This is a genomic window from Bradyrhizobium sp. TM239, assembly GCF_036247985.1.
Classification (GTDB): Bacteria; Pseudomonadota; Alphaproteobacteria; order Rhizobiales; family Xanthobacteraceae; genus Bradyrhizobium; species Bradyrhizobium ottawaense.
Window position 1 is genome coordinate 185402 of sequence record NZ_BTIR01000001.1, and the last position, 25943, is coordinate 211344.

Annotated in this window: 26 protein-coding genes; 1 reads left to right on the forward strand and 25 read right to left on the reverse strand. The window is 57.3% G+C overall.

The genetic code is table 11. From position 1 onward, the window contains the following. Positions 1-418: 418 nt before the first annotated feature. The 15 genes from AABA84_RS00875 to AABA84_RS00945 all read right to left on the reverse strand — a co-directional run bounded on the left by AABA84_RS00875 (position 419) and on the right by AABA84_RS00945 (position 12894). Positions 419-1381: a PDR/VanB family oxidoreductase gene (locus tag AABA84_RS00875; protein WP_338310978.1), complete on the reverse strand. Its 963-nt coding sequence runs from the start codon at positions 1379-1381 to the stop codon at positions 419-421. An 82-nt stretch (positions 1382-1463) separates the two neighbouring features. After that, positions 1464-2648 carry a cytochrome P450 gene (locus AABA84_RS00880; protein WP_338310979.1) on the reverse strand — a complete coding sequence of 395 codons (1185 nt, stop codon included), beginning with the start codon at positions 2646-2648 and terminating at the stop codon, positions 1464-1466. Between the two features lie 285 nt (positions 2649-2933). After that, positions 2934-3746, reverse strand: coding sequence for an ABC transporter permease (locus tag AABA84_RS00885; RefSeq protein ID WP_338310980.1), 813 nt, complete (start codon positions 3744-3746; stop codon positions 2934-2936). Next, the gene (locus AABA84_RS00890; protein WP_338310982.1) at positions 3743-4531 is read right to left on the reverse strand and encodes an ABC transporter ATP-binding protein; all 789 of its coding nucleotides are present in this window, start codon (positions 4529-4531) and stop codon (positions 3743-3745) included. The genes AABA84_RS00885 and AABA84_RS00890 overlap by 4 nt, the downstream gene beginning before the upstream one ends. Beyond that, positions 4528-5499, reverse strand: a complete 972-nt coding sequence (locus AABA84_RS00895; protein WP_338310983.1) for an ABC transporter substrate-binding protein — start codon at positions 5497-5499, stop codon at positions 4528-4530. The genes AABA84_RS00890 and AABA84_RS00895 overlap by 4 nt, the downstream gene beginning before the upstream one ends. Before the next feature lie 411 nt (positions 5500-5910). Beyond that, on the reverse strand, positions 5911-6249 hold the full coding sequence (locus tag AABA84_RS00900; RefSeq protein WP_338310984.1) for a hypothetical protein: 339 nt from the start codon (positions 6247-6249) through the stop codon (positions 5911-5913). A gap of 17 nt (positions 6250-6266) precedes the next feature. After that, the gene (locus tag AABA84_RS00905; protein WP_338310985.1) at positions 6267-7262 is read right to left on the reverse strand and encodes an amidohydrolase family protein; all 996 of its coding nucleotides are present in this window, start codon (positions 7260-7262) and stop codon (positions 6267-6269) included. Further along, on the reverse strand, positions 7225-8796 hold the full coding sequence (locus AABA84_RS00910; RefSeq protein ID WP_338310987.1) for an FAD-dependent monooxygenase: 1572 nt from the start codon (positions 8794-8796) through the stop codon (positions 7225-7227). Before AABA84_RS00910 ends, AABA84_RS00905 begins: the two co-directional genes overlap by 38 nt. Next, entirely contained in the window at positions 8793-9533 is a 741-nt protein-coding gene (locus tag AABA84_RS00915; RefSeq protein WP_338310988.1) for an SDR family NAD(P)-dependent oxidoreductase, read from the reverse strand. The genes AABA84_RS00910 and AABA84_RS00915 overlap by 4 nt, the downstream gene beginning before the upstream one ends. Beyond that, positions 9530-10447 (reverse strand): fumarylacetoacetate hydrolase family protein, encoded by a 918-nt coding sequence (locus AABA84_RS00920; RefSeq protein WP_338310990.1) that lies wholly within the window; start codon positions 10445-10447, stop codon positions 9530-9532. Before AABA84_RS00920 ends, AABA84_RS00915 begins: the two co-directional genes overlap by 4 nt. A 12-nt stretch (positions 10448-10459) precedes the next feature. Continuing rightward, on the reverse strand, positions 10460-10858 hold the full coding sequence (locus AABA84_RS00925; protein WP_338310991.1) for a RidA family protein: 399 nt from the start codon (positions 10856-10858) through the stop codon (positions 10460-10462). Between the two features lie 28 nt (positions 10859-10886). After that, complete coding sequence (locus AABA84_RS00930; RefSeq protein WP_338310992.1) at positions 10887-11948, reverse strand: Ldh family oxidoreductase; 1062 nt, start codon at positions 11946-11948, stop codon at positions 10887-10889. Beyond that, on the reverse strand, positions 11948-12358 hold the full coding sequence (locus AABA84_RS00935) for a cupin domain-containing protein (protein WP_338310993.1): 411 nt from the start codon (positions 12356-12358) through the stop codon (positions 11948-11950). Before AABA84_RS00935 ends, AABA84_RS00930 begins: the two co-directional genes overlap by 1 nt. Positions 12359-12422: 64 nt before the next feature. Next, positions 12423-12596 (reverse strand): hypothetical protein, encoded by a 174-nt coding sequence (locus AABA84_RS00940; protein ID WP_338310995.1) that lies wholly within the window; start codon positions 12594-12596, stop codon positions 12423-12425. After that, positions 12586-12894, reverse strand: coding sequence for a hypothetical protein (locus tag AABA84_RS00945; protein ID WP_338310996.1), 309 nt, complete (start codon positions 12892-12894; stop codon positions 12586-12588). Before AABA84_RS00945 ends, AABA84_RS00940 begins: the two co-directional genes overlap by 11 nt. 1 nt (position 12895) lies before the next feature. Between AABA84_RS00945 and AABA84_RS00950 the strand changes: the two genes are divergently transcribed. Then, positions 12896-13858, forward strand: a complete 963-nt coding sequence (locus tag AABA84_RS00950; protein WP_338310998.1) for a Bug family tripartite tricarboxylate transporter substrate binding protein — start codon at positions 12896-12898, stop codon at positions 13856-13858. 47 nt (positions 13859-13905) lie between these two features. Here the strand turns inward: AABA84_RS00950 and AABA84_RS00955 are convergent, their stop codons facing one another. The 10 genes from AABA84_RS00955 to AABA84_RS01000 form a co-directional block, all read right to left on the reverse strand. Continuing rightward, entirely contained in the window at positions 13906-15513 is a 1608-nt protein-coding gene (locus AABA84_RS00955) for an ATP-dependent acyl-CoA ligase (protein WP_338311000.1), read from the reverse strand. Between the two features lie 91 nt (positions 15514-15604). Further along, a complete protein-coding gene (locus AABA84_RS00960; protein WP_338311001.1) occupies positions 15605-16498 on the reverse strand; it encodes a polysaccharide deacetylase family protein in 894 nt (297 codons plus the stop codon). A 106-nt stretch (positions 16499-16604) separates the two neighbouring features. Further along, positions 16605-17393: a GntR family transcriptional regulator gene (locus tag AABA84_RS00965; RefSeq protein WP_338311002.1), complete on the reverse strand. Its 789-nt coding sequence runs from the start codon at positions 17391-17393 to the stop codon at positions 16605-16607. 342 nt (positions 17394-17735) lie between these two features. Next, positions 17736-18299: an S-(hydroxymethyl)glutathione synthase gene (gene gfa, locus AABA84_RS00970; RefSeq protein ID WP_338311004.1), complete on the reverse strand. Its 564-nt coding sequence runs from the start codon at positions 18297-18299 to the stop codon at positions 17736-17738. A gap of 32 nt (positions 18300-18331) precedes the next feature. Beyond that, positions 18332-19441, reverse strand: a complete 1110-nt coding sequence (locus AABA84_RS00975; RefSeq protein ID WP_338311006.1) for an S-(hydroxymethyl)glutathione dehydrogenase/class III alcohol dehydrogenase — start codon at positions 19439-19441, stop codon at positions 18332-18334. Between the two features lie 79 nt (positions 19442-19520). Further along, positions 19521-20336: an aspartate/glutamate racemase family protein gene (locus AABA84_RS00980; RefSeq protein WP_338311007.1), complete on the reverse strand. Its 816-nt coding sequence runs from the start codon at positions 20334-20336 to the stop codon at positions 19521-19523. An 846-nt stretch (positions 20337-21182) separates the two neighbouring features. After that, positions 21183-21920 carry an ABC transporter ATP-binding protein gene (locus AABA84_RS00985; RefSeq protein WP_338311009.1) on the reverse strand — a complete coding sequence of 246 codons (738 nt, stop codon included), beginning with the start codon at positions 21918-21920 and terminating at the stop codon, positions 21183-21185. Further along, the gene (locus tag AABA84_RS00990) at positions 21920-23689 is read right to left on the reverse strand and encodes a branched-chain amino acid ABC transporter ATP-binding protein/permease (protein ID WP_338311010.1); all 1770 of its coding nucleotides are present in this window, start codon (positions 23687-23689) and stop codon (positions 21920-21922) included. The genes AABA84_RS00985 and AABA84_RS00990 overlap by 1 nt, the downstream gene beginning before the upstream one ends. Continuing rightward, positions 23686-24729 carry a branched-chain amino acid ABC transporter permease gene (locus AABA84_RS00995; protein WP_338311011.1) on the reverse strand — a complete coding sequence of 348 codons (1044 nt, stop codon included), beginning with the start codon at positions 24727-24729 and terminating at the stop codon, positions 23686-23688. The genes AABA84_RS00990 and AABA84_RS00995 overlap by 4 nt, the downstream gene beginning before the upstream one ends. Positions 24730-24764: 35 nt before the next feature. Next, positions 24765-25913 (reverse strand): ABC transporter substrate-binding protein, encoded by a 1149-nt coding sequence (locus AABA84_RS01000; RefSeq protein WP_338311012.1) that lies wholly within the window; start codon positions 25911-25913, stop codon positions 24765-24767. Positions 25914-25943 lie beyond the last annotated feature (30 nt).

Sequence of the window (25943 nt, forward strand, 5' to 3'; positions counted from 1 at the left end):
CCGCGACGATGATCCGCCGGGCCTACTTGGGATGCACGAACTATCGCTAGAGACGAAGCGGGGCGATCCTCAGTGAGGCTCCCTGCTTCCCGATCCAACAAAGCCAGATGCCAACCTCGCTCAATTGCTCTCCCCGCCGCGACAGCATCGCCTTGCTAGTGGCCCCCGGGGCTGCACGCTCTAAAAAAACCGGCCGCTCAGCGCTTGCGCGCGCGGCCAGTATTGGGAGGAAACGCCGAAGTGGGACAATGCACGCGAGATCACGTCCGTACTTAGCGGCGAGGTCATTTGCGCGAGGAGCCGGTCGAGCGCAATGACCATTTTGACAAAACCGCCCACCATTTATGACAAACTTGCAGCGAAAGCCGAACGGTTGGTCCCGCTCAGCGACAGCGCCTCGTGTACCGCTGCCGTGAGATCATAGATCAAGGACCAGTCGACTTGACTTCGCCCTCGAACAGCACGGCGTGAAGCGATCGCCTCGCTCTCTTTCTTCATCAGTGAATACTGAGTCTCGATGATCCGGCGTTCCTTCCAAGATTCCCGTGATGCACGATCCGCAAATGCCCTCCTCACATGAAACAGTAAGCGAAACGCCAGCTTCGATCAGAACATTCGCGGCCGATTTGCCGGGAGGCACACGCAGCTTCTGACCAGTACTGGCAACAATGATTTCAAATGGCGCAAGCTGCCCGTCCGAGACATGCTGTGGCGAGAAGTATTCTCGATGGAGACGACTTGCATCGACCCCCGCCATTTGGGCCCCTTTCAGTACCCAATCAATGAAGCCCGATGGCCCGCAGACATATAATTGAGCATCGGGGCCCGCCTCCGAAACGACTTGCTGAAGATCCAATTTCTGATCGTCGGGACCATCATCAACGTGAAGATGAACCCGCTTTGAGTAATCGCACGACAAGAGATAGTCCCGGAATGCCATTCTGTCTTTTGATCGCGCACAATAATGTAGCCCGAATGCCGCCCCCATCGTGTTCAATTCCTCGGCCATACGGAGAAGCGGCGTAATGCCGATCCCGCCGGCCACTAGGAGTGAGCTCGTCGCAGACTGAACCAACGAGAAGTGGTTCCGCGGCTCACTTATCTTTATGATGTCACCAACTTCTAGCTTATCGTGAACAGCAGTCGAGCCCCCCCGCGATTCTGTCTCTCTCAGGACCGCAATAACGTAAACATCTTGTTGGGCAGCAGTATTGCATAGAGAATATTGGCGAACTATTCCTGTCGCGAGATGAATGTCCACATGCGCTCCGGCGCTGAAGAAAGGCAACGGTTCTGCACTGGCGGGCGCAAGCTTGAGGACGCAGATATCCTTAGCGATCTGCTTTTTGTCAGTGATTCTTACGTTGAGCAGATTTTGCATCGGTGAATATCGTTCCGGCTTCTTTCGTGGGCCAATCCCTGGACGTCGTCCTGTTTGAGCAGGGAGGCCGATGGCACATCGGTCAGTTTCTGCTGAAGCGCATTGGTAGCGAAGCATAGCCGCCGAGAGTGTTATTGAGGAAGATTTCTGGCTTTCCTACCTCGATCGTCTCGACTCTCTCCACCATTGCCATCAATAGGCTGGAGATTTCGAGGCGAGCCAGATGCATGCCAGCACAAGTGTGGATTCCGTGCCCGAAAGCCAAATGGTCGGTCGGTCGTCTTGAGACGATGAATTCGTCTGGTTGATCCCACTTCCTTTCGTCTCTATTTCCTGACGAAAACATGACGAGGACCCGAGAGTCTGCTGGCAGCAAGATGCCACTCAACTCGACATCCTTCTGCACGCATCGGGTAAACGTGCGCACCGGAGATTCCAGGCGCAACGCCTCATCGATCGCTGCAGGGATGAGGGCCGGATCCTTGCGAAGCAGCTGCCACTGCGTGGGATTCTCTCCGAGTAACCGTAGGATATGACCCGTGGCAAAGATGGTCGTATCCAGACTTGGCCCGATGTATTCGCGCATCATAGCCGGGCATCGCTCGGCCAATGTCTTGTTGTCACCGACAACTTTGTAAATGCGATCGGCCCAACTGCCAGGCCGCAGCTTTCCGGGAATGGCCTCTTTCAGACAGAATTCGTGCAACTCCTTGATCTCTGCTACGGCGCCTTTTCCACGCTCGTTCATCGGGCCCATCGCGTTGAACGTCGCTGCTGCCCACCTCAGCATGGACTCGCGACCATATATTGGGAGGCCTACGAGATCGGATACGATCGTGAGCGGGAGGACCTGGGCAAGTTCGGTCATCCCGTCGAAGGTTTCGCGCTCACAAAGATCATCCACAGTGCGACGGGCTGTATCTTCAATAAGAGGCTTGATCTCCTTGAGTGCTCCAGGCAGGAGCGGAGCCGACGTGATGCGTCGGATCTCGTCATGAAGCGGCCGATCGGTGGTAAGCGAATTTGCTTTTGGGCCCGACGTCGCAGCGTTCACAGCGGCGTCCATTGCGACACCGCGGGAAGACACGAACGTATCCCAGTTCTTGAGGACGTGCTTCACTTCCTCATAGCGAGGGATCGCCCATACCTGATTGGAGGTAAGCCAAACGACCGGCCCAAGATCTCGCAATTCCTTGTATAGAGGATACGGGTTTGTGATGCTGTCCGGCGTAAAAAGGTCGATACTCGACCTGGGGGCTTGGGCCATAGTTACCTCGATTTGCAGCAATTCGTCCGATCGGTTGAGGCCGAAGAACGTCAGCTACTAAAGTTCGAGGTGGCGCTCGTTTCGCCACCTCGAAGTTGAATGCGGCATCGTGCCTGCGGTCTTGGTGCTAATTGTCAAGCTGGATCGAGTGCCAAAACTCGCAACCGCGAGCCGGTGCATCCGACAGGCTGGTGCTGTCAAATCGACGACTTTAAGCGCGTCCGTGGCAAAATGGTTCATCGGGTAGGTGATCGTGGCATGAGCATCCATCTCAAGCCTCCTCGTTTAGAAGTTCACTCCGAAGCGCTTCAAGGCCGCTGATGAAGCGGCTCGGAGAATCCGGTCGTAGAGAAATCCAAGACAGCCCAGAGTCAAAATGCCCGCAAACACCCAGTCTGTGCGACCGTAATTGCGCGCATTCCAGATGAGAGCTCCCAAGCCGACTTCCGAGGCAACGATTTCTGCGGACACGATGGTGAGGAATGAATTCCCCATCGCAATCCTGGCGCCCGTCACCAAATGCGGCACCACTGACGGTACGATTACGGTGAGCAAAGTCGCCAATCGGCCGGCACCGAGCGCTGCGGCCGCTCTCAATCTGATCTCGGGTACCGCAACTGTGCCCGCGATTGCGTTGAGGGTCATCGCAAATACCGTGGTGTAGAAGATCAAAGCGATCTTCGACGCGTCGCCGGGCCCCAGCCAGATGACGGCGAGGGTTACAAACGAGATCGGCGGGACAAATCGGAAGAATTCAATATAAGGCTCACACAGCTTCCTGATTGCACCGACATATCCCATCGCCATGCCAAGAGGAATTCCTACCGCAACTCCGGCAATCCATCCGGCCAGTATGCGAAAGGTCGATGCGACGATGGACGCCCATAAGCTCCCATCGCGCGCAAGTTCAACCAAGGCCCAGAATGTAGTCGCTGGCGATGGTAGGAAGATTGGAGGAAACCAGAGGCTCGACAGCTCCCAAGCGACCAAGCCCGCGAAGATCGACAGGATGGGAAAGACAACCCCACTAAGTGACGGGCGCTTGAACAACTTCGCCGGAAGCAACGAGACTTGCGGTGTCATCCCAACGGCCTTCACGCACGACCTCCCAGCACTAGTCCTTGGGCGGTCAAGACTTTGTTCACCTCGACTGCGATGTCGTCCCGAAGCGTCCGGAGGAGTTCGATTGCGCGAGAGCTTGCCAACTGGCGCGGTCGGGACAGATCTACTTCGGCTATGCTCTTGATGCGCGCTTTTGGCCCGACGGTCATCGTTACAACGCGATCAGCTAACAGTATGGATTCTCCGATATCGTGCGTAACGAACAACACTGATGCCCCGGTCTCCCGCCAAATTCGTTCGAGCTCGATTTGGAGAACTTCACGGGTCTGAGCGTCCAACGCTCCGAATGGCTCATCCATAAGAATTACGGACGGCTCATTGGCAAGCACCCGTGCAATTTGGGCTCGCTGACGCATTCCGCCCGACAATTCGGAAGGAAAGCGATTTGCCGCCGACGACAACCCGACCATGCGGAGGTACTTGTCAGCTTTCTCAGTGCGCTCGCTGCGGCTTACGCCCCGAATGCGGGCAGCATATTCGACGTTTTGACGAACAGTCAGCCATGGAAAGAGCGCCTCAGAACTCTGGAATACAACGCCCCTCTCCTTACCAGGCCCCGTGATCGGAACTCCTCCGGCGAGAACGGTGCCTTGAGCTTGAACGAAGCCTGCGATGACGTTCAGAAGAGTAGACTTCCCGCATCCAGAAGGCCCGAGTAAGCATACAAACTCGCCCGGAGCGATGCTCAGGTTTACACCGTCTGCCACAACGGTGTCCCCAAGCTTGACTGAGACGCCTTTCAATTCGATCGCTATGCTCACCGTGATCGATCCACGTAGAAGCCACGAGCTAGAAAGTGGGGAACGTCAACCTTCGCCGGACTCGACTTTCGACTAAACTGAAATTCAGCAATTTTGTCGAAGCTCTGGATATCGGGGTCGGAGAAATCCCGAAGATGAAACCTCAGGAGCCCAAAAAGCGGAAGCGTATCCGAAGCAGCGAGCTTGGTTTGCTTCTGAAAATCGGCGGCCGCCGCCGGCAGGTCGGCCTCCATTTGGCGGTTGGCTTCCGCAAGGACGTCTAGGAGCTTGTGCGCAACGGCTTCATTCGACGCCAACCAAGTCGGCGATGCCGTGACCCACATCGTGCTGAGATAGCCCACCTTGCCGTTAGTTGCGAGGCCCCTCGCTCCCTGCTTCATTGCCATTGCCGGAAACGGAGGCCACGAGAAGAACGCGTCGATATCTCCCCGGAGCAGCAGCGCAACAAATTCGGGGCCGGTTGCGTTTACGTATTTCAACGCCGATTCCAAGCCGTATTTTTCGGCAAACATCGCCGCGCAATATTCACTCACAGTACCCTTAACGACTCCCATCTTCTTGACCTGACTTGGCTCGTCGATTCCCGACCGAGCCACGGCTTGCAAATAGTCTTCGGAGTCGTGGAGAATTGCCAATGGCCGCAAGTCAGCACGGGCCAAGCGAAGAATGACGGTTTGGTCGGCAGCAACACCGAGCTGAGCCTGCCCGGCGATGATTGCGTCCATCGCCTCGCCACCTTGCGCTACCCGCAGTAGCTTAACGTCCAAGCCGGCCTTGGCAAAAAGGCCGCGCTCTTGTGCGATGTAGACCGGAGAAAATGCCGGGTCGATACCAACGCTTATTGTGATCGTATCAGCCGCGGCAACCCGCGCGATAGCCGAGATCAGCAGGCCGCAGACGGAGAAGCAAATCAGCGATTTGCGCAGCGGGAGCGGGAGTCTAAATTTGTTGGATTTGTGAATGAGCATGTCGCCCCTGATAATTGCCGGTTTCGAGCCCGGTCTATCAGTCAGGCTAGCAGACGGATCCAGCATTGTGCAATCTGATATTTCTGGTGATATGTCCAGATGTATAACGGTTTGTATTTTTTGGCTGTATGTCCGTCGATGAAGCCGCTGGCTTTCGCTCTCGGCTCGCCATCGCGACGATGGAGGAACCGAAATGACTTGGTTAGCAAGGCGAACGGATCCGAAGTTCCGTTCGAAGATGCTCGGATTCGGCTTCCCTCAGGTCGGACCGCGAGCGCTGAACAGAGGAACGAGCCGGTCGCGCCGCGACCGCAGGTTCGGTCGAGGCGGACGAAAGGAAAGGCTGAGTAGGTCAACCCGCCCGGTTGTTGCGCTACGGCGCCCGGCAAACGGGAAGGTGGCAGGCTCGACTCACGCCTTCGAGGTGCTAGCCGTTTTGAGCTCAACAAGAATGTTGCGATAACGCCAAGTGCTGCGGTTGATCAACTCATGAGGAATTCCCGGCTCACGCCAAAGAGCCGTTCCGGGAGTTTCCTTGGTTGGCTTGCGCCGCCCGTCGGAGAAAATCATCTCATTGTCTCCGTCCGTAAGCGGTATCACCAGATAAGGAAGTTCGTGCCGATGCCACGGCTGGCGCCCGCCGGGATCAAGCGCCAGACCCCAAACGCGAACATATTCATTCTCGAAGACAATCTCATCTCCGATTGGTCCCAGTGGTTTGGAGGAATCAAACGCAATTTCATCGCCCATATTATGTCTCCCATCTTCTATATTTGAACGGATGCTATGTTGCCTCGGAAGATGGCGTCACGCTCGTTGGGCAGCAGAGCAGCCAATTGATCATGAGGATCCATCAAGCCCATCGGAAATGGCCAGTCAGATCCAAACAGGACGTGCGAGGCGCCAAAGACACTTTGGGCCAATCGTAGCGCTTCAGGATCATGAGTGACACAATCAACCATGAGGCGTTTCATCAACGCCTTGGGCCCGGGCAACGACCTATCCACTCCGGGTCGAACCGTGTGGAAGCCCATCTCGAAACGGCCCGCCAGCATTGCGGCGGCCCCTCCTCCGTGCGCAAAGCAAAACCTGATATGAGGGTAGCGGGCGACAACGCCACCAAACACGAGATGTGCGATGGCGACCGTCGTCTCATATGGATTCCCGAGGAGATTCCCCAGATAGAACGGCGCGAGGCGTCGATCTTCAGCTTCGCCCGGATGAACTAGAACGAAGGCCCGATTGTCGCTCAATACCCGCCATAACTGGTCGTAGCACTTGTCAGACAACATCCGGCCGGACGCGCCGGCTGGCGAGCTAAATCGACTGAAACCACCTTCGATGGCGCGAGTTGCTATTTCGGCCGCGAGATCCGGATGCTCGATCGGCAAATGCGGCAGGGGCGTAAGACGAGCCGATGACACTCGCGTCAGCGATATGAGGCCCTCATTGACCCGGCTGATCCATTGCGCGGCAGCATCCTCGCCCAGCTGCTGGCGATACATCGGAGGCGGTACTGAAACATAGGCGGCCTCGACTGAGTTAGAAGCTAGCCATCCAAGTAGGGCCGCAGGAGAGAACAGACCTTTTGCACCGACCACATGCCCGTCGATCGTGAGGGTCGAAGACGCGGCATCCCAAGCAATGCCGTCGCTCCCAAGCACCGATGGTTCTTGGACCGGTACAAGATGAGTATGGATGTCGAGTGAGATCGCTTCCAAAGGATCAACCCTGCTGCAGGACAATTCGACGATACAACTCATCGGCCCGTCCTGGAGTGATGGGTTCTATCGCGGCGACGTGATCATCTGGACGAATCAACACCAGGGTGTTGGGCGCACAACCCATGCGATTGAACAGCCTCTCACCGACATCCAATAGCGCGCGGTCCCGCAGCCCCGAATCCAACGGAGCATCCCATCGCGAGACGACATAGTGCTTCAAGCCAGGACTGTGAGCTGGAATTTTCGGCTTGCGGCGTGCGTCGGTGAAATACAGAGCAAGGAAGGTGTTGTCGATCAAATCGTGCAAACGGTGCGGCCGACCATCCGGGGCCTGCACCTCGAAATCAGGCACCCTGTCTCCGACCAGGAGAGGTCCCTTGTCCATTTTGACCATAGACCACTGCGCGCTGTCGTCGACACCCAATCGTACGCCGAGCATTGTTCGAGTTGCTGCGAGTCCCCAGGCAGTCCCGGACATCAGATCGGTGACATCGCCCTGCCCGCCCATATACTTGCGAGCTTGCTCCGCCATTTCTCCCGAGCCATTTGCAGCAAGAGGCATTTGCTCGCGTGCATATCCTCGAAGGAGGTCCGGGCCAGCCCAACCGCGCAAGACCCAAGCAAGTCGCCATGGCAGGTTGATCGCATCAAGAATGCCGGTATTCAACCCAAGCGCCCACATCGGCGTAATCAAATGCGCAGCATCGCCCATGAGGAATATTCGGTCGCGCTGCCATTCCGATGCAATCCGATGATGCACGCGGTAGACGACGGTGTTTATGACCTCGAGCTTGTCGACGTCCCCGATAAAACGACGGACCTTTTCTCCGAAAGCATCGTTGCTCGGTGGCTCCATCCCAGGAGCGAGCGGAAATAAGAAGCGCCAGCAGTGAGGCTGCCGAACCAGGATCATCCACTCCTCGGGGTCCGAGAAGTACGCCAGATACGGGTAGTCTCGAGGATTTGCGAGGTCGAGATCGACCTTGAGGTCCACTAGCATGTACCGGATATCGTGAGACACACCGTCGACGGGTATGTCTAACTGAGTTCGGACGGTGCTACGCCCACCGTCACAAGCAAGCAAATAGGACCCTTCGAACTCGCGTTCCCCTTGTGGAGTATCGAAGATCGCTGCCACACCGCCTTCGTTCTGACGGAACGATTTGAGGCGATGGGACAAATGCATCGATCCAGGACTGGCCTCGTCAACCGCTCGCTGCAGGATCGGTTCAAGGTGGTGCTGAGGCAAATTTATCACGAAAGGAAAGCGGGTATCCTCGGCGAGCACCTCCGTGCGAACCGACAGAGTTGGCTTATTGGTGGCGCGATCGAGGCCGCCAATTTCGTCCAAACGCAGCGCCTTCTGCAATACCGCGTCCGCCACGCCGTATCGCCGGAACGCCTCCAGTGTTCTGGTGAGGATTGTTCCGGCCTTCGTATCAAGCGAAAGCGTCGCGTCCTCCTCGAAGATTTTGAAAGGAAGGCGGTAGTAGTGGAGACCCAGCGCCGTCGTAAGACCGACGGGTCCTGCACCGATAATCAGGATAGGCTTCGTCTCGCTAGTATTCTTCATGCTTCACTCGCTGGATAGGCGAAGTCGCGACTGACGATGGAGGCCGTCATTGTTGCAGCGTCGGACAGCAAAAACAGAAGGGGGCCAACGACGTCCTCCGGAACTCCGACTCCCGTCGAAGCCCGCCATCGTTCATCGTCGGCGCCGGCGTTGGCCGCGCGATACTGCGGCGTGTCGATGACTCCCGGGGCAATCAGATTGAAGCGCACCCGATGCTGTGCGACTTCCTTTGCAGCGCTCTTGACGAACGCGATCAGGCCACCCTTCGTGGCCGCATATGCGGACGCTTCCGGCCACCCCTGGTACGCGAGCCCAGACGAAAACGCCACAATGATTCCGCGTCGGCGCTCGATCATTCTCCCAATGACCGCCTGATAGCACCACACGACGCCGTCGAGGTTGACCGCCATGACCTTCTTCCATTCGGCCGGATCCATGTCCTTGACCGCCGTCCTCGGCTGTATCGCCGCACCACAAACGAGGCCGTCGATGTGACCGAACGATTTTTCGATATCGGCGAAGGTCTCGATGACGGCGTCGCGATTTCCAACATCGAGCTTTTGAGCTACAATCAAGTCGCTCTCCGCCGCCAGCGACTGCATCGCCTGCTCATCGACATCGCAAACAACAACTCGAGCGCCGGCGAGGGCGGCGGCACGGGCCAGCGCTCGACCAATGCCGTTCGCGCCACCGGTGATGACGATCACATCGCCTTTTGCTTGAAAGGATACCTTCATCGTGGGGCGCTCATTGACGGTATGTTGGTTGCTCCGTAAAGGTCCTGTTCAACCAAGCGGTTGCTGAGTTCGCCCAAACCGGTACCGCGAACGACGACATGATCACCGGCCTTCATGAAGACTTGCGGCTCTCGCGCGTTACCCACGCCAGCGGGCGTTCCGGTTATGATGACGTCACCTGGCATCAGAGTCATACCGAACGACAGTTCAGCAATGAGGTCGGGAATCGAGAATGCCATCTGCTTGACCAAGGCGCTCTGGAGCACTTCGCCATTGAGCAGGCATTCTAGACGAATGTTCGGAATGTCCAATTCATCCCCCGTAACGACGTACGGTCCCATCGGCATCGTACCATCAATGCTCTTGCCCTTGAGCCATTGTCCTCCATGACGGCGCTGCAGATCTCGCTGAGACACATCGTTGGCGAGAAAGTATCCGAAAACGTGGTCCAGTGCCTGCGCGGCCGGAATGCTTCTCCCGGCTTTCCCGATAACAAGCGCGAGTTCCGCCTCATAGTCCCATTTTGCAGAAATGCGAGCATCGAAGCCAATATCCGCGGTGGGACCGATCACCGTCCCAGGCGCCTTGCCAAAGAAGGTTGGTGCATTCGGTCGCTCGACCTCCTGCCCGTCGCGCTTCCCGCGACCTTCTTCAAAGTGATCCCAGTAATTCCAGCCCGTGCACAGGATATCCCGCTGAAAACGGCGGATCGGAGCCAACAATTGGGTCTGCGCAAGTGGCACCCTGGGCAAGCTGTCGTCTCTCCGCAGTTTGGCGATCAGGCCATGCCATTCGTCCCCGAGCGCAATCAGATCGGAGACGCTAACCATCCGATGGGGCAGAAGCAGAACCTCATCGTGCTCGACAATGCCCGCGCGCTCTACGCCTGCGAACTTAACACTTGCGAACCGCATCCGTCCCTCTTGCTAAGCGCTAGGTAGCACGGCGATGGCGTTGATCTCGATAAGATAATCGGGATGCGTCATCTTGCAGATTTCGACCATGGTAGAGGCAGGCAGCGGGGGCTTGAAGTATTCCCTGCGAACGGCGTGGATTGCGTCGAAGTGCTCCATGTTTCGCACATAGACATCGACGCGCACGACGTCTTCGAGCGAACCGCCCGCAGCCTCCACCGCAGCCTTGATATTCTCGCAAACCTGCCGGGTTTGCGCGCTCACGTCGCCCACTCCGGCGATAGTGCCATCCGGCTTCCGGGCAGTCATGCCCGAAACAAAGAGAAGCTTTCCACTAGCCTCGATAATGGTTGCCTGTGAGAAGTGACCGTTCGGTTGCCTGAGCTTGTCCGTCGTGATCTGTTTCTTCATGATGACTATTCCTTTTAGTGCTTGTGAATCAACCGATTGCAACACCGACCTTCATCGCCGCCTCGGTCAGGCTGCGCATCGTTTCCGGACTAACGTTGCAAGTGCCGGCGCTTTTCTTGGACATTGCGTGAACCAACTCGCCAGGGGCGTAGACACGCTCAATACCAGGCGCGCGCTTGGACGACGAAATACGGCGCAGCTGTGTATCGACGCGCGACTTGAAGTCATTCTCTTCCGCGAAGTGGGAAACGTCGATCGCAATGAACAACTGGCTGCAATTGTATGGCTGCGATGCGTCACCATACAAAGGCTTGACCTCCGCACCGACCGCGCCGCCGGAAAGACCTCCACTCAGCATGTCGATCATGAACGCGAGTCCAAAGCCCTTCGGGCCGGCGGCCGGTAGCAACATCCCCCTGATTGCCGCGCTTGGATCGGTGGTGGAGCGCCCTTCCGAGTCGGCGGCCCACCCCTCTGGAATCGGATTTCCGGCCGCCGCAGCCAATCGAATTTTCCCCATCGCCGTGGCGCTCATGGCAAGGTCTACTTCGGCCGGGTAGTCACCCAAGGTAGGTAATGCGATCGCGATGGGATTATTTCCAACGAGCGCTTCGGCGCCTCCCGGAACGGGCATTAGCGGCCGAGTATTCGACATGACGATACCGATGCATCCTTCGCCGGCGATCATACGAGCGTACCGTCCGGCAGTACCGAAGTGAAAGGCATTACGCACCGCCACCGCGGCAAGACCGGCCTTGCGCGCCCGCGACGCCGCAAGCAGCACGGCCTGCCGTGCTGTCAACTGGCCAAATGCGTTGGCGGCATCGATAACAATAGCCCCATCCTGATCTTTTACGATTTCGCCGGCCGGCCGTTTTGAGATGGAGCCGCTCAAAAGACGATCCAGATACATTGGGACCAACATCACGCCATGTGACGGCACACCCTCGAGATCTGCCGCCACGAGGTCTTCGCCGACCACCTCAGCATCTTCACGACGAACTCCCGCCGCGGCAAAGATCGACGCAACATCACGTACCAAGCTGGCAGCATCGACCGCGACGGCCGGCTTTGGACTGGCCGCCGTCATTATCGAGCATCCTGATCATTATCGTACCAGCTCGGGCGCTGGGGGTAGTGCGGGCCATCATAGATCTCAACGACGACCGTATCCTCATGCGCGATCGTTGGGCCGTGAACGTTGCCCTTCGGATTCCAGTAGAACGAGCCCGGCCTGAGCACCAAGCCATTGTGTTTGTATTCATAGTGCCCCTCCAGCACGAACATGAACTGGTTCGATGCGTGCATGTGGGGCTCTGGAATGCTGGTACCTTTGTCGAATTTAATCAAACAGATCGAAGCACCCGAAGCATCATCCCGCCAAAGCACTTTTTCATAGACTCCCTTGAGGGATTTCGGACGCCATTCCTGCTCGTTACTCTTGATAAGCACCTCGTCGAGCTTCGGCATGTTCTCAGGCATTTGCGGTTGCGTGGTCACGTTGGGATTCTCCCGGGTTACGTCTCAAGTTTGATGTTATTCCGTCTCGCCAACCCGCGGCTGCTCAGCCGTCCTTGCGTTTGAACCAGCGCATGAATGGGAACGAACTAATTTTCGCGATGCACGTATCGGCAAGCTGCTGCCGGATGAACGCCGCGACGAAGTGTCCCCACTCCACGAGCCCCCGTTCGCTTTCGCGAGATATCGTGTCGTCGGTGCCTGCTCCGTTAAACGGCATCGCCAACTCTCCTGCGCCCACGCGAAGGCAGGCGCGTCGGCTGCAACAACGCCAGTTCCACGGAGGGCTCTGTAACTTCAGCTTGCACAACACCTGAAATATCTGAATTATCGTCTTTGTCAATCGACCTTGAAGGCAGGGAATTGGCCTCGACCACGTTGAGTTCGCGGCGCACCAGAAGAGGTCGCTGCTGATCCGCGGTTTTGGGGAAGCTTGGCTTCCGGGCCGACAGAATCTGCATAGAGGTCGAAATGACTGTGAGAATGATGTTGTAGTGCTTTTCGAAGTGAGGATTCACGATGTATCGCGCCTTATTCGCGACTGCTTTTCTTGCGGCGACCTGCGCAATGGCTTCCGCGGACCCGTTTCCTAATCATCCGGTCACGATCATCTCGCCTTATCAGGCAGGCGGGACGAGCGATATCATTGCACGAGCCTTAGCTCAGAAACTCCGGCAGATGTGGTCGCAGCCGGTGGTTGTTGAAAATCGACCCGGGGCCAACGGCGCAATCGGTGTGCAGGCGGTGGTTCGGGCGCCAGCGGACGGCCACACGTTGCTCGCCGTTGCGTCGAGCGCACTGACCTCCAATCCGTCTGTTTTCCAGAACTTGAGTTATGACGTTAGGCGCGACCTTGCGCCTGTCACAAGGACGGGACAGGTCCCCAATGTCCTTGTTGTAAACCCATCGGTGCCGGCGGCGACGGTGAAGCAATTGATCGCCCTCGCGAAAGAGAACTCTGGCAAAGTTAGTTATGCTTCCCAAGGCATAGGATCGAACGGTCATCTCAACGGAGAGATGTTCGGAATGCGAACGGGGATCAGCCTGCTACATGTGCCTTACAAAGGCAGCGCGCCGGCCGTTACAGACCTGATCGGCGGGCAGGTCCAGGTGATGTTCGACAATTTGCCGTCGGTATTGGCCCAAATCGAAGCCGGTAAACTCCGGGCGTTGGCGGTAACCGCAGGGAGGCGCAGTCCGCTTCTCCCTGACGTTCCGACTTTGACTGAAGCTGGATTAGCGAACTTCGACACGAGCGCGTGGTTTGCGATAATGGTCGCCCACAATACCACGGACGAGATACGCCTGAAATTGGAGGATGCATTTAGATCGGTCCTGGCCGACCCCGAGACCAAGGCTCAACTGGTAGCAGCGGGAGTTGAACCTCTTGGAAAGGGCGCAGCTGATCTAGCAGATAAAATTGGTGCCGATACTGCGATCTGGAAGGAGGTTATCGAAGCCGCAAAGATCAAGGTGGAGTAGGACGGGACCGGTCAAGCAGATCGCACAGGCCCGCGCAGCAGGCCGATCTATCGCTGCAATTTCGGGCCTGCCACCTCGCGGTCCCATGTGGCCTCAGTTTTACCTCGCTCCCGCAATTTGAATTTCTGAATCTTGCCGTTTTCGGTCCGCGGAAGATCCGAGACGAATTCAATGAAACGGGGGATGGCAAAGTACGAAAGTTTTCCTTGGCAAAACCGCACCACATCTTCCTCCTGGATTGCCGCGGACTCCTTCAGTACGATCGCAGCCATCACCTCGTCTTCGGCCAAGTCAGAGGAGACGGGGAACACCGCAGCAAGTCCAATTGATGGGTGGGACAGCAGAACTTGCTCGACCTCATAGGACGAGACGTTCTCTCCGCGGCGACGAATGGTGTCCTTCAGCCTATCGATGAAACGGAAATAGCCGTCGGTCGTTCGCACGAGCCTGTCGCCGGTGTGCAACCAAAGATTTCGCCAAGCCTCGACTGTTTTGTCGGACATCCCGTAGTAGCCCGAAGCCATCGCAAATGGCTCTTTCGCTCTCAGAAGGAGCTCGCCTGGCTGACCGTCATCGACCGGATTGTCATCTTCATCAACAATAACCGCCTCGAAACCATCCATCACTTTACCGGCATATCCCGGTTTCCGGCAATCCATCGTCGAACAGATTACCGCGTTGCTTTCAGTTGAGCCAAAGCCGTCCAATAGGGCAATGCCGGTGCGCCTTTCGAATTCTACGCTTGCCTGCTCGGGCACGCCCGGCGCAAGTGCGCAGCGTACCGAGTGCTGTCTTTCGTTCTTGCCTTCGGGCCGCGAAAGCAGCATAGGCACCATCGCCCCCAACACGTACGTGACCGTCGCACCCGAGCGCTCTAGGGCTTCGTAGAAATTCGAAACCGAGAACCGCACTTCCACAACCTGCGTTGCGCCGTGCAACAGCGCTTGGAAGAAGCAGTTCAGGGCGTTGGTGTGAAAGAGCGGCAGGGTAGTGTGCAGAACATCGCGCTCGACGAGGCCGAGGGCCTTGCCGGTATACACGCCCCACCAAAAGAACTGTGCGTGTGGGCAAACAACACCTTTGGACGGACCTGTGGTTCCCGACGTGAAGAGGATCGTCAGAGGTTCTGAGGGCTTGATGACAGCCGGCTTTGCAGGGCCGCCTGGCCCAGGGAAAGGGCTTATCTTGATCGAAAGAGACTTCAGCACGCTCACCGAAGTGTCTCCCAGCACCCAAGCTTCATTGAGTGGCAGAACGCTGAGATCGAGCCCATCGAGCACGGGTAGGAACTCGGCCTCGATGAAGATCAACCGGGCTCCGGAAGTGCTGAGCATGTGCTGGAGTTGAAGGCCTCGTGCCGCGGTATTTATTGGGACGCTGATGGCCCCCATCCAGGCGCAGCCCAAGAACACAGCCATGAATTCCGGCTTGTTGCTGCAAAACATCGCGACGCGATCGCCAGGAGCGATGCCCGCTTCGCGAAGACGCGAAGCGTAGGCTTCAGCCATGTCCCTGCAGTCGCGATAGGTCCAGGATGTACCTCCGCAGATGAAAAGATTTCGTTCCCCGAACCGAGACGCCTGCTTTTCAAGTATGGCCGCCGCTGTTCGTTCACTCGCGTGGATATCTGCGACGAGTGCTTGCGCCTCGACCACGGCGACCTCCCAACCAACGTGAAGGAGAGCTGTTTCGTTCTCCGGATGCGCGAGGAGTACGCCTTGAAAAATTAAAATGTCAAGTGATATATCAATTGACTGGAGCGGACATCTGCCCTGCGCTCCATTGGAAAATTTCCTCTGGCGTCGCAAACCAGACGTTGTCGGCCTTAAGAATGTAGTCCAAAGCCTGCTCGAAATACTTCATTCGATGAGGTGCGCCGATGATGTACGGATGAACACTCATGGACATGACGCGCGGCTGTACCTCTCCCTCGAGGTAGAGGCGATCAAATTGATCCGTCACTCGCGTGAGCCAAGCGGATGATTCATGTTGGTGTGCAACCATCAATGGCAAATCACCCATCTCGACGGAGTAAGGAATCGAGAAAATGTCCCCGCTCTTCGTGTGCATTCGCACGGGATGGTCGTCCAAAGGCCAGTCGACAACAAATTTGAAGCCTGCTGCCGCTAGGTGATCGAGAGTTTCCGGCGTTTCATGCAAGCCTGGTCCCAGCCACCCGAGCGGTGGCCTGCCGGAATAAGCACGAATAACCTCGAAGGTACGCCTAATGTCGGCCGATTGATCTGGCAGAAGGTGCAGTGGCCGCTGGTGATATCCATGGCCCATGAAATTCCAACCTGCCTCCTGCACCGCGCGGGCAACCGGCTCGTATTCTGAATCCACGACCTTTCCGTTGATTGCGGCGGACGCCTTTAGACCGCGCGCTGCGATGCTATCTCTCAACCGCCAAAAGCCGACGCGCATTCCATATTCGTGCCACGACCAGTTAGGTACGTCCGGTACGACAGCGGCACCTCCCGGGGCGCCGAAGTACTGGCGAGGAACCGGCTGATCAAATGCCCACGCCTCGATGTTGACGATCAAATAGACCGCCACACGTGCCCTGTTTGGCAGTTCAAGGCGTGGTCGTTGGCTGATTGGATTAAAGCCGAACCTCTTTAGCGGAAACTCTTTCGACAACACCGCACCCCTGTTTCGACGTTTTGCGCCTCCGAAAGCTTACGCATCCAGACGGCAGATACAGCGATGCGGGGATATCGCATTCTATGTGAAATATCAATTGATATCACTGCGGCGGCGACACCAGCGGACCGAATGGATCCGAGGGACGACGAAGCGCATTGGGCGAGTTGTGCTGAATTTTTTCGAGCCTGTCGCGCACGGCCTGAATATGCTCGCGCATCTGCTGGGCCGCGGCATCCTCATCCCCAGCAAGGACGGCTTGCGCGATCGCCGCATGCTGCCGGTTTGACGTTTTCACGTCGATCGTTTGCCACAGGTTCAAATACCAAAAACGAGTTGAACGCTCATGGAGCCTTCGCGCAAACTCGCTCATTTCGGTATTGCCCGAAAGCAACGCCACCTCTTGGTGGAAGCGACGGTCATTTACGGTAAACGCTGCGATGTCTGGCGGGTTCTGCTTTGGATCAGTTGCAGTTGCTAGACTCTTGAGCCGCTCGAGAACTGACGGATCCACCCCTCCCATTTTTGCTCGTCGTGCCGCGCCCCGCGCGAGCTCGGGTTCGACGGTCAATCTGGAATCGAGGATCTTTATGATTTGAGCAAAGCTGTCTGGCTGGACGACAATGCCCTTTCGAGGAAGGATTTCCACCAATCCCTCGACTTGCAACCTCTGCAATGCCAAATGAACCGGTGTGCGGCCTAGGTTAAGATTGGAACAAATCGCCGCTTCGTTGAGATACTGACCGGGAAGGAAATGGAGCATCAAAATGCGCTCCTTGATCTCCTCATACGCTTGCGTCACAAGCGAGGGAGACTGCTCCGCCTTCTTGCTGACAGGTTTTGGTCCGGTCGCCTTCGTTTGTCCCGTCTTTTTCCTGCTCTGCTTCGCCATAGCGATCGTCTAACCTTCTTTTTTAGCCCGCGATTGTGGTAGGTGGCACCACACGTGAACCTTCACATTCTAGTCTCGATCCATACCACGTAAAATATCTCAGGAACACTTCAGAGTGGAAATTGGCAGGAATCGCCCTTTCCGACCCTCTAAGTTGGGCCTCCTGAGGGGGCCCCGCATCCTGTGCCCAAGGCGATTTCCTGCTGGATGAGGATATCCACACACCGGGGCACCCTGCTTCTTGGATCGGGGCGATCATCCTGGATCAAGCACCGGAGCCGCTCTTACACTCGAGCTTGCGTCACCGATGCGAGGACAATTTGTTCGACCTGATCGCCCCATTCAGCCCACCCTCGCCTTCGCCACGTGGGTCGCGATCGCGTCCATCAGGGCCGGCGACAGGCAATCATAGGGCTCGAGCCCGATTTCCTTCAGCCGCGAACGAATGCCCGCCATCTGCTCCGGCTTCACGCCGGATTCGATCACGGAGGAGACGAAGGCGGCGAATTGCGGCGCCTGCGAGCCCTGCTCCTGGAACAGCTCGGGATGGACGAAGTCGAGGCCGTAGAACGGGTGGCCCTTGTTCTCGATGCGGCCGTACATGTGGGTGCCGCAGGCCTTGCAGGCGTAGCGCTGGATCACCGCGGAGGGATCGACGATCTGGAGCTTGTCCCCGTTCTCGAGCACGGTGACGTTCTGGCGCGGCACCACGGCGACGACGGAGAATGTCGCGCCTTGCGGCTTCCAGCACTTGGTGCAGCCGCAGGCATGATTGTGGGCGACGTCGCCCTTGATGCCGACCTTGACCGGATGGTCCTTGCATTTGCAGACGAGCGTGCCGCCGGCAAAGCTGCCGCTGCCCTGTTTGAGGCCGTTGTCGATCGAGGGGTGGAGTGCAACAGTCATGGGTCGATCCTCCTTGGGGTGACGGTTTCGGGCTAGAACACGACGACTGAACGGATGGATTTGCCCTCGTGCATGAGGTCAAAGCCCTTGTTGATCTCCTCCAGCTTGAGCACGTGGGTGATCATCGGATCGATCTGGATCTTTCCGTTCATGTACCAGTCGACGATCTTCGGCACGTCGGTGCGGCCGCGCGCGCCGCCGAACGCCGTGCCGCGCCAGTTGCGTCCGGTGACGAGCTGGAACGGGCGGGTGGAGATCTCCTTGCCGGCTTCGGCGACGCCGATGATGATCGAGGTGCCCCAGCCGCGGTGGCAGGCTTCCAACGCCTGCCGCATCACCGTGGTGTTGCCGGTGCAGTCGAAGGTGTAGTCGGCCCCGCCGTCAGTGAGGCCGACGAGGTGCTGGACGATGTCGCCGGTCACCTTCTTCGGGTTGACGAAGTGGGTCATGCCGAACCGCTTGCCCCACTCCTCCTTGGAATCGTTGATGTCGACCCCGATGATCTTGTCGGCGCCGGCCATCTTGGCGCCCTGGATCACGTTGAGGCCGATTCCGCCGAGGCCGAACACGACCACGTTGGCGCCCGGCTCGACTTTCGCGGTGTTGACGACGGCGCCGACACCGGTGGTGACGCCGCAGCCGATGTAGCAGCTCTTGTCGAACGGGGCGTCCTCGCGGATCTTGGCGACCGCGATCTCCGGCAGCACGGTGAAGTTCGAGAACGTCGAGCAGCCCATATAGTGGTAGATCGGCTTGCCTTTGTAGGAGAAACGGCTGGTGCCGTCGGGCATCACGCCCTTGCCCTGCGTCGCGCGGATCGCGGTGCAGAGATTGGTCTTCTGGCTGAGGCAGCTTTTGCACTGCCGGCATTCCGGCGTGTAGAGCGGGATGACGTGGTCACCCGGCTTCACCGAGCTCACGCCGGGCCCGATCTCGCGGATGATGCCCGCGCCTTCGTGTCCCAGGATCGACGGGAAAATTCCCTCGCTGTCGAAGCCGTCGAGCGTGTAGGCGTCGGTATGGCAGATGCCCGTCGCCTTGATCTCGACCAGGACTTCGCCGGCCTTCGGACCTTCCAGATCGAGCTCGACGATCTCGAGCGGCTTCTTGGCCTCGAAAGCGACGGCGGCACGTGTCTTCATCGTAAACTCCTCGAATCGAGATGTAGCCTTGGCTTCGGCCTACCGCTCTTCTTGCAAACAGGTATTTGACGCGATGACCCTAGGCGTTCGATCTTGGCACTCTTCCTCCCTGGATCAGTTCTTTGAATTGACTACGAGCGCCATCGCTGGGAAGCCGAAAGCTAGGGCCACGACCCGGTTCGATTCCATCTATCCGGCGTAGTTGCGCCCACAGCTCGGCTGTCTTTAGGGCGAGCGACGCGCAGTTAAGGACCGGCGCGCGATCAACTCGGCACTCCCGCTCTCCAGCAATCAGCAAACCCGGCAAGACACCCGCTGGAATTATAACGTCTGCGCCTGCGGCAAGCAGCGGATCCGCACACTTGCGGAACTCCTCGATCATGCGCTGCCTAGCCCCCGCATCGCCGGCAAAGGCGGCCGAAAAGTCTTCCGGACGACTACCCAGACCAGCAACCTTGACCACGCGGCCTTGAACTCCGTACCGCTCAGCCTGCTCGAGGTGCCAGACTTCGAAGTCGGGATCGAGAGTAACAAGACCTAGCCGACGTCCAAGCTGCAGACCGGCGAGGATACTCGCCTCGCCAGCACCGACGACGGGTATCCGAACAGAAGACCTTAGTTCGTAGAGGCCCGGATCTTGAAAATGGCCAATGACCACCGCGTCAAAGCCAGCCTCTTCGGCCCAAATCCCGTTGTCCACCGCCAGAATCGAGCAACGAAATTCGCTCAACCTTGAAATGTCACTGTCGGGCGGCGACATTCCGTGCACCTCGACCTGAACGCCCGGCGCCGAAATGTTCGCGAGATACTGTGACAGACGCACGAGATAGGCATCATTCATCGATCGATCAACGAAGCTCTGCCAGTAAATCCGGATAGGCTTTTGGTCTTTCATGAGCTCGGCTCCGCTACCATGGCGAACAGTTCAGTTGCCTTGCGCCTTTGTCATTCACTTGATATATCAGATGATACTCTAATGAAACAGCTTTTCCGCCTGGGATCGGCATTGTTGCGCCAAAAGCAGAATGAGATGCACGATGATTACGTGGTTTTGCGAATGGAGAGACGTTGGTGGGTTAAGCACGGGCGTGTCCGACTCTGACGTCCGAGCGATCGCGTCTCTCGTCCGTATCTGCAAGCCAATCGAAAGTGCGACGCTCATGCGGCCTGTCCCCGCAGTAGATCCCCATTACCAAGACACCAGCAAGTCTTCCTGTCTCGTGATGCAAATCGACTTTCGCGACGCACTTTCTCTCGAATCTGCCCTGACAAGATCAGGACCGCTAGCCGCGCTGTGCGAGCCGATGCTTTTCCCGAGCCTTAGCGATCTCAAGCCTACGCAGGAAGTCATGCTGGGCAGGAACTATCCGGTCGCCAGACGGGCGCAATCGGAGGGCCAGGAGATTGCGTACCTAGTCACATACTCAGGCCCGGCGCAGGACGAATTGTCCTGGCACACCAGTTACCTCGCCCGGCACCGCGTCGTTCTGACCAAACTTGTCGGTATCAAGCAGTTAGAGATATTTACACCGGCGATTGCGGTATCAGGCCTGCCTATTCCATTCGTACGCTCGTTACAAAGAAATAGGACCCTCTTCGATTCAGCGGATGCAATGATGGAGGCGATGTTATCGGAGGTTCGCACCGAGTTACGATCTGATTTCGAGAACTTCCCGCCCTATGAGGGCGAGGCTCGACACGAACCCCATTCTCTCGTGAGGATCGTTTAAAGCCAGGACAATCAACTCACCGGTAAGGATTCAGCGGCGCGGGTGCCGCCGAGATAGGCTGCGATAAGCTTTGGATCGTGAATCAAGGCCTCGGATGACCCCGATTGGACGATCTCGCCTGTCTCAAGCACGTATCCAAAATCCGCTGTATTGAGCGCCGCCCTGGCGTTCTGCTCGATTACCAATACGGAAACTCCGAGCCCGCGCAGTGCCGCAATGGTGCGGAAGATCTCCGCGACAATCAGTGGCGCGAGCCCAAGGCTTGGCTCGTCTAAGAGGAGAACCTTTGGCTTCGCCATCAGTGCTCGCCCAAGCGCAAGCATCTGACGTTCGCCGCCCGACAACGTGCCCGCAACCTGGCTTAGGCGTTCTTTTAATCTTGGAAATCGGTCGTAAACGTCGTCCAAATCAGCCTTGCGGCTACGGCGATCCCGCCTGAGATACGCGCCGAGCAGCAGGTTATCTTGAACTGACATTTCGGAGAACAGCTCGCGTTTTTCCGGAACGAGGCAAAGACCACGTGCGACCCGCTCCTCGACCGTGAGGTTAGATATGTCGGCCCCCTCAAAGTAAACGCGGCCGTGCGATCCCAACAGACCGATAGTTGCGAGAAGGAGTGTGGTCTTTCCTGCGCCGTTGGGACCCAGCAGCGTCACGATCCTGCCAGGCTCGACACGCAGCGATACGTTGCGGACAACTTCGACCTTGCCGTAGCTAACGCTCACTTTATCTAGCGAAAGTATCGCCATTAGACGGCAACCCCAAGATACGCTTCCTGGACGCGCGGATCATCGACAATCTCGGCAGGTCGCCCCTCGCAGAGCTTGGAACCGAAGTCCATGACGACTACGCGATCGGCGAGGCCCATCACGAATTCCATGTCGTGCTCGACCAGGAAGATGGTGACCCCTTCCGCTCGCAACGCTCTAAGCAGTTCTCCAAGTCGTTGCTTCTCGTTCCTCCGAAGCCCCGCAGCAGGCTCGTCCAGCACGAGGAGCAGCGGATCTGCTGCCAGGGCGCGCGCAATCTCCAGAATCCGCTGATTTCCGAGGGCCAGATTTCCAGCTAGCTCCAGAACGTCCCGACCAAGACCGACACGATCCAGTTGATGAAGGGCATCGGCCGTTGCCCGCGCCTCTTCCTGACGGTCCAGTCTGAACGCGCCAGTGAAGATGCCGGCGCTAGTGCGCGGATATGTCCCGAGCAAGACGTTGTCGAGAAGCGTCATGGTCGGCCGCAATTTGACATGCTGAAAGGTGCGCGCGATGCCTTCTCGTGCAATGCGGGCCTGCGATTGACCAGCGAGAGACCGACCGCAAAAGATCACATCCCCCGAATCGTATCTCAGGGCGCCCGTAATCAGATTGAACAGAGTGCTTTTTCCTGCTCCGTTTGGACCAATGAGGGCCAGAATCTCTCCAGAATTGACTTCAAATGTCACGCCATTGACTGCGATGAGGCCACCGAACCTACGGACCAGCTTCCCGACCTTGAGCAATTGTGTGCCTGGCTTAAGTTGCTGGCGACGTGGCAAGGATCCATTGCCTTTGGGAATAGCTTTAGGCCGCATTGGCATCAGGCGAGCCAGAAACGGCACAAGCCCCTGGCGCGCGCGCTGTAAAAATACGATGAAGAGCGCAGAGAATACGACGAGTTCGAGCTGCCCTGATCCGTTCTTGATCACGAGTGGCAGAAAATCCTGAATGGTATTCTTTAGGTACGTCACGATAGCGCTGCCGGCGACGCCTCCGAGCAAGGTTCCAGCGCCGCCAACCATTGCCATCATGAGGTACTCAATGCCGGCCCCTGCTTCGAACGGTGTAGGACTAACGAAACGGCTTAGATGCGCATAAAGCCAACCAGAAAATGCCGCGAGCAGCGCAGCCAGCACAAAGGCAACCAACCTCGCATCAAAGACGTTGATGCCAAGGCTCTCGACGAGAACAGCTCCGCCGCGCAAGGCCCTGAACGAGCGACCAACGCGCGAATCAAGGAGATTGCTTAACAGAAGCAGAACGATGAGTACGATGCCCCAGATAAGGTAGAACATCTGCCAACTCTGTACGAGTTGATAGCTTCCGACCGCGATCGGCGGGACGTTTGCCAGTCCGTTGAAACCGCCAAGACCATCGATATTGCCGAAGAGGAAGCCAATTGCGAGGCCCCAAGCTACAGTACTGAGTGAAAGAAAATGCCCTTGGAGACGCAGCGTGATCAATCCGAGGATGGCAGCGACTCCACACGTTAGGGCAACACCAAGCAAAAGACCAACCCAAGGAGACTGGCCCTGGACAACAGAGAGCCACGCGGTGGCATACGCGGCAACGCCAACGAAGGCGGCCTGACCGAACGAAACGATGCCGCAGATTCCAGTCAGGAGTGCAAGGCCGATCGCAACCAAGGAATAGATGCCGACATAGTTCAGGAGGGTGATGCTGAAAGGGGGCAAGATCGCCGGCAATGCTCCGAGCAACAAAACGACCGCGGCTATCAGCAGCTTGGATAGCGCGCCGTTCATTCTTCAGCTCCCTCTTCTGAATGCGAGTAGTTGATTGAGCGCCAAAGCAGGATTGGGATAAGGAGAGAGAACACGATAACATCCTTGAGAGCGCTGCTCTGAAAAGAAGCAAAGCTTTCGAGGACACCGACCAAGACTGCCCCGAGAGCGGTGGCAGGATAGCTCGCTAGTCCGCCAATAATCGCCCCTACGAACGCCTTCAGGCCGAGCAGAAAGCCAGAGTCGTAGAAGATTGTATTGACTGGAGCGATAAGAATTCCGGACACACCGGCCAGTACCGATCCAACGATGTAGGCAATCGTGCCGGCTCTGGCCGGCTCTATCCCCATTAGGCGCGCGCCAGTTCTATTCATCGCAGTGGCGCGCAGTGATTTTCCCAACATCGTATAATCAAAGAGCATAAACAGGGCCGCACTCAACATCAGAGCCGCAAACACAATGATCAACGACTGGCCCGACAGCTGGATTGGCCCGATGACCAAGGACATAGCGGTGAGCGGCTGCGTTCGAACACCCTCTGGACCGAAAAACAGAAGGCCAAGACCTACGAGGGCAAAGTGAAGGGCCATGGAGACAATAAGCAACAGCAGCACGCTGGCGTCCGCGATTGGACGAAAGACGATCCGATCGAGCAGAGGCGCTACCGGAACCATGAGAGCCAACGCGGTTAGTATCTCAAGTGGCATCGGCAAATTCAGAGTGAGCGCAAGCCACGTCACCCCGACAATCAGGAGCGGAAGCACGAGGTACATCATCAATGCTCGCGGGATTTCCCGATATCGCGCTCCGCGAAGCAGACCAGCGACCTCGATCAGCGTTGCTAGACAGGCCAGTGCGACCACTAAACCTATCGTTCCTGGAACTTGCCCGGTCTCGATCGCGGCCAGTGTCAATACTGTGAACGCGGCAATGTCGCCGAAAGGTATGTAGATTACCCGGGTGACACTGAATATCAGTACCGTGCCGATAGCGACCAGAACGTAGATTGCGCCCGTAGCAACACCGTCAATCGCGAGAATTGCGACAATATCGCTGGTCATAGGATGTAGGAACTCACCTTTTGCGTCGTTGGAAATTATGGGACGTACTTCCAGGCACCGTTTGTCAGCTGAACGATCACCAACGATCGCTCGTCGACCCCGTAATTCTCACCTGGCTTGAAGTTGTATACGGCGTGCACGCCAGTCAGTTCGTGCGTGCTAAGGATCGCATCCCGCAGCGCGGCTCGAAATGCGAGATCGCCCGGCTTGGCGGTTTTGATGGCACGCTCGACTGCGTTGTCGAGAATGCGCCACGCGTCGAACGAAAGACCAGAGAACTGATCGGTAACGGGCGCCTTATTTGCGCGTTCGTACGCGGCACGGAACTCCATCGACAGCATTTTTGAAAAGTGATCATCTGGGAGTTGCTCGGCAACAACCACCGGCCCCACCGAAAGTTTTATAGCCTCGGCGGCCTTACCACCTACGCGAACAAACTCGGGGTTGACTAATGCGCCCGTCCCGTAGAGCCCTCCCTTGAAACCGCGCTCGCTTAGGCTCAGCAAGGGAAGTGCCCCTTGAGTGGCCGAGCCACCGATCAACACAGCGTCCGGCTTTGCGGCCATAAGCCTCAGAATCTGACCCGTGACAGACGTATCAGTACGGGCATATCGCTCGTTAGTGACCACCTGCATGTCACCTCGGGCCTCCGCGGCCTTTGCTCCGGCATAGACAAGATCTCCCCAACCGTCGGAGAATCCGATATAGCCCAGCTTCTTGACCCCATCTCTTTTCATCCGATCGGCAACAATCTTCACCAACAGGTCAGCCGATTGAGGGACGGTTACAGCCCATTGACTCTCAGCCGAAGCCGGCTTCGGTGGGATCGGGGACACGCATATCATCGGGACCTTAAGCTCCGACGCTACCGCGATCATCGCCACCGTCGAAGGCACCGTCGCGGTGCCGATCAGAACGTCGACCTTTTCCTCTTCAACAAGCTTCCTTGCGTTGCGTGTCGCAGCAGATGGGTCTGAACCGTCATCGAGCTGGATGAGGCGGACTTTCTCGCCGGCCATCTGCGCCTTGTATTCATAAGCCGCAGCAATTCCTTTTGCATAGCCCAAGCCGATCGAAGACCCCGGCCCGCTCAGCGAGGTCACGAAGCCAATGGTTATGTCGGCACGGGCCGCAGTTGCGAACGAAAGCAAGACACTGACCGCAAGCGTCAATTTTCGCTGCATTTCCTAACCTCCCCAGGTCATCTGCACGAC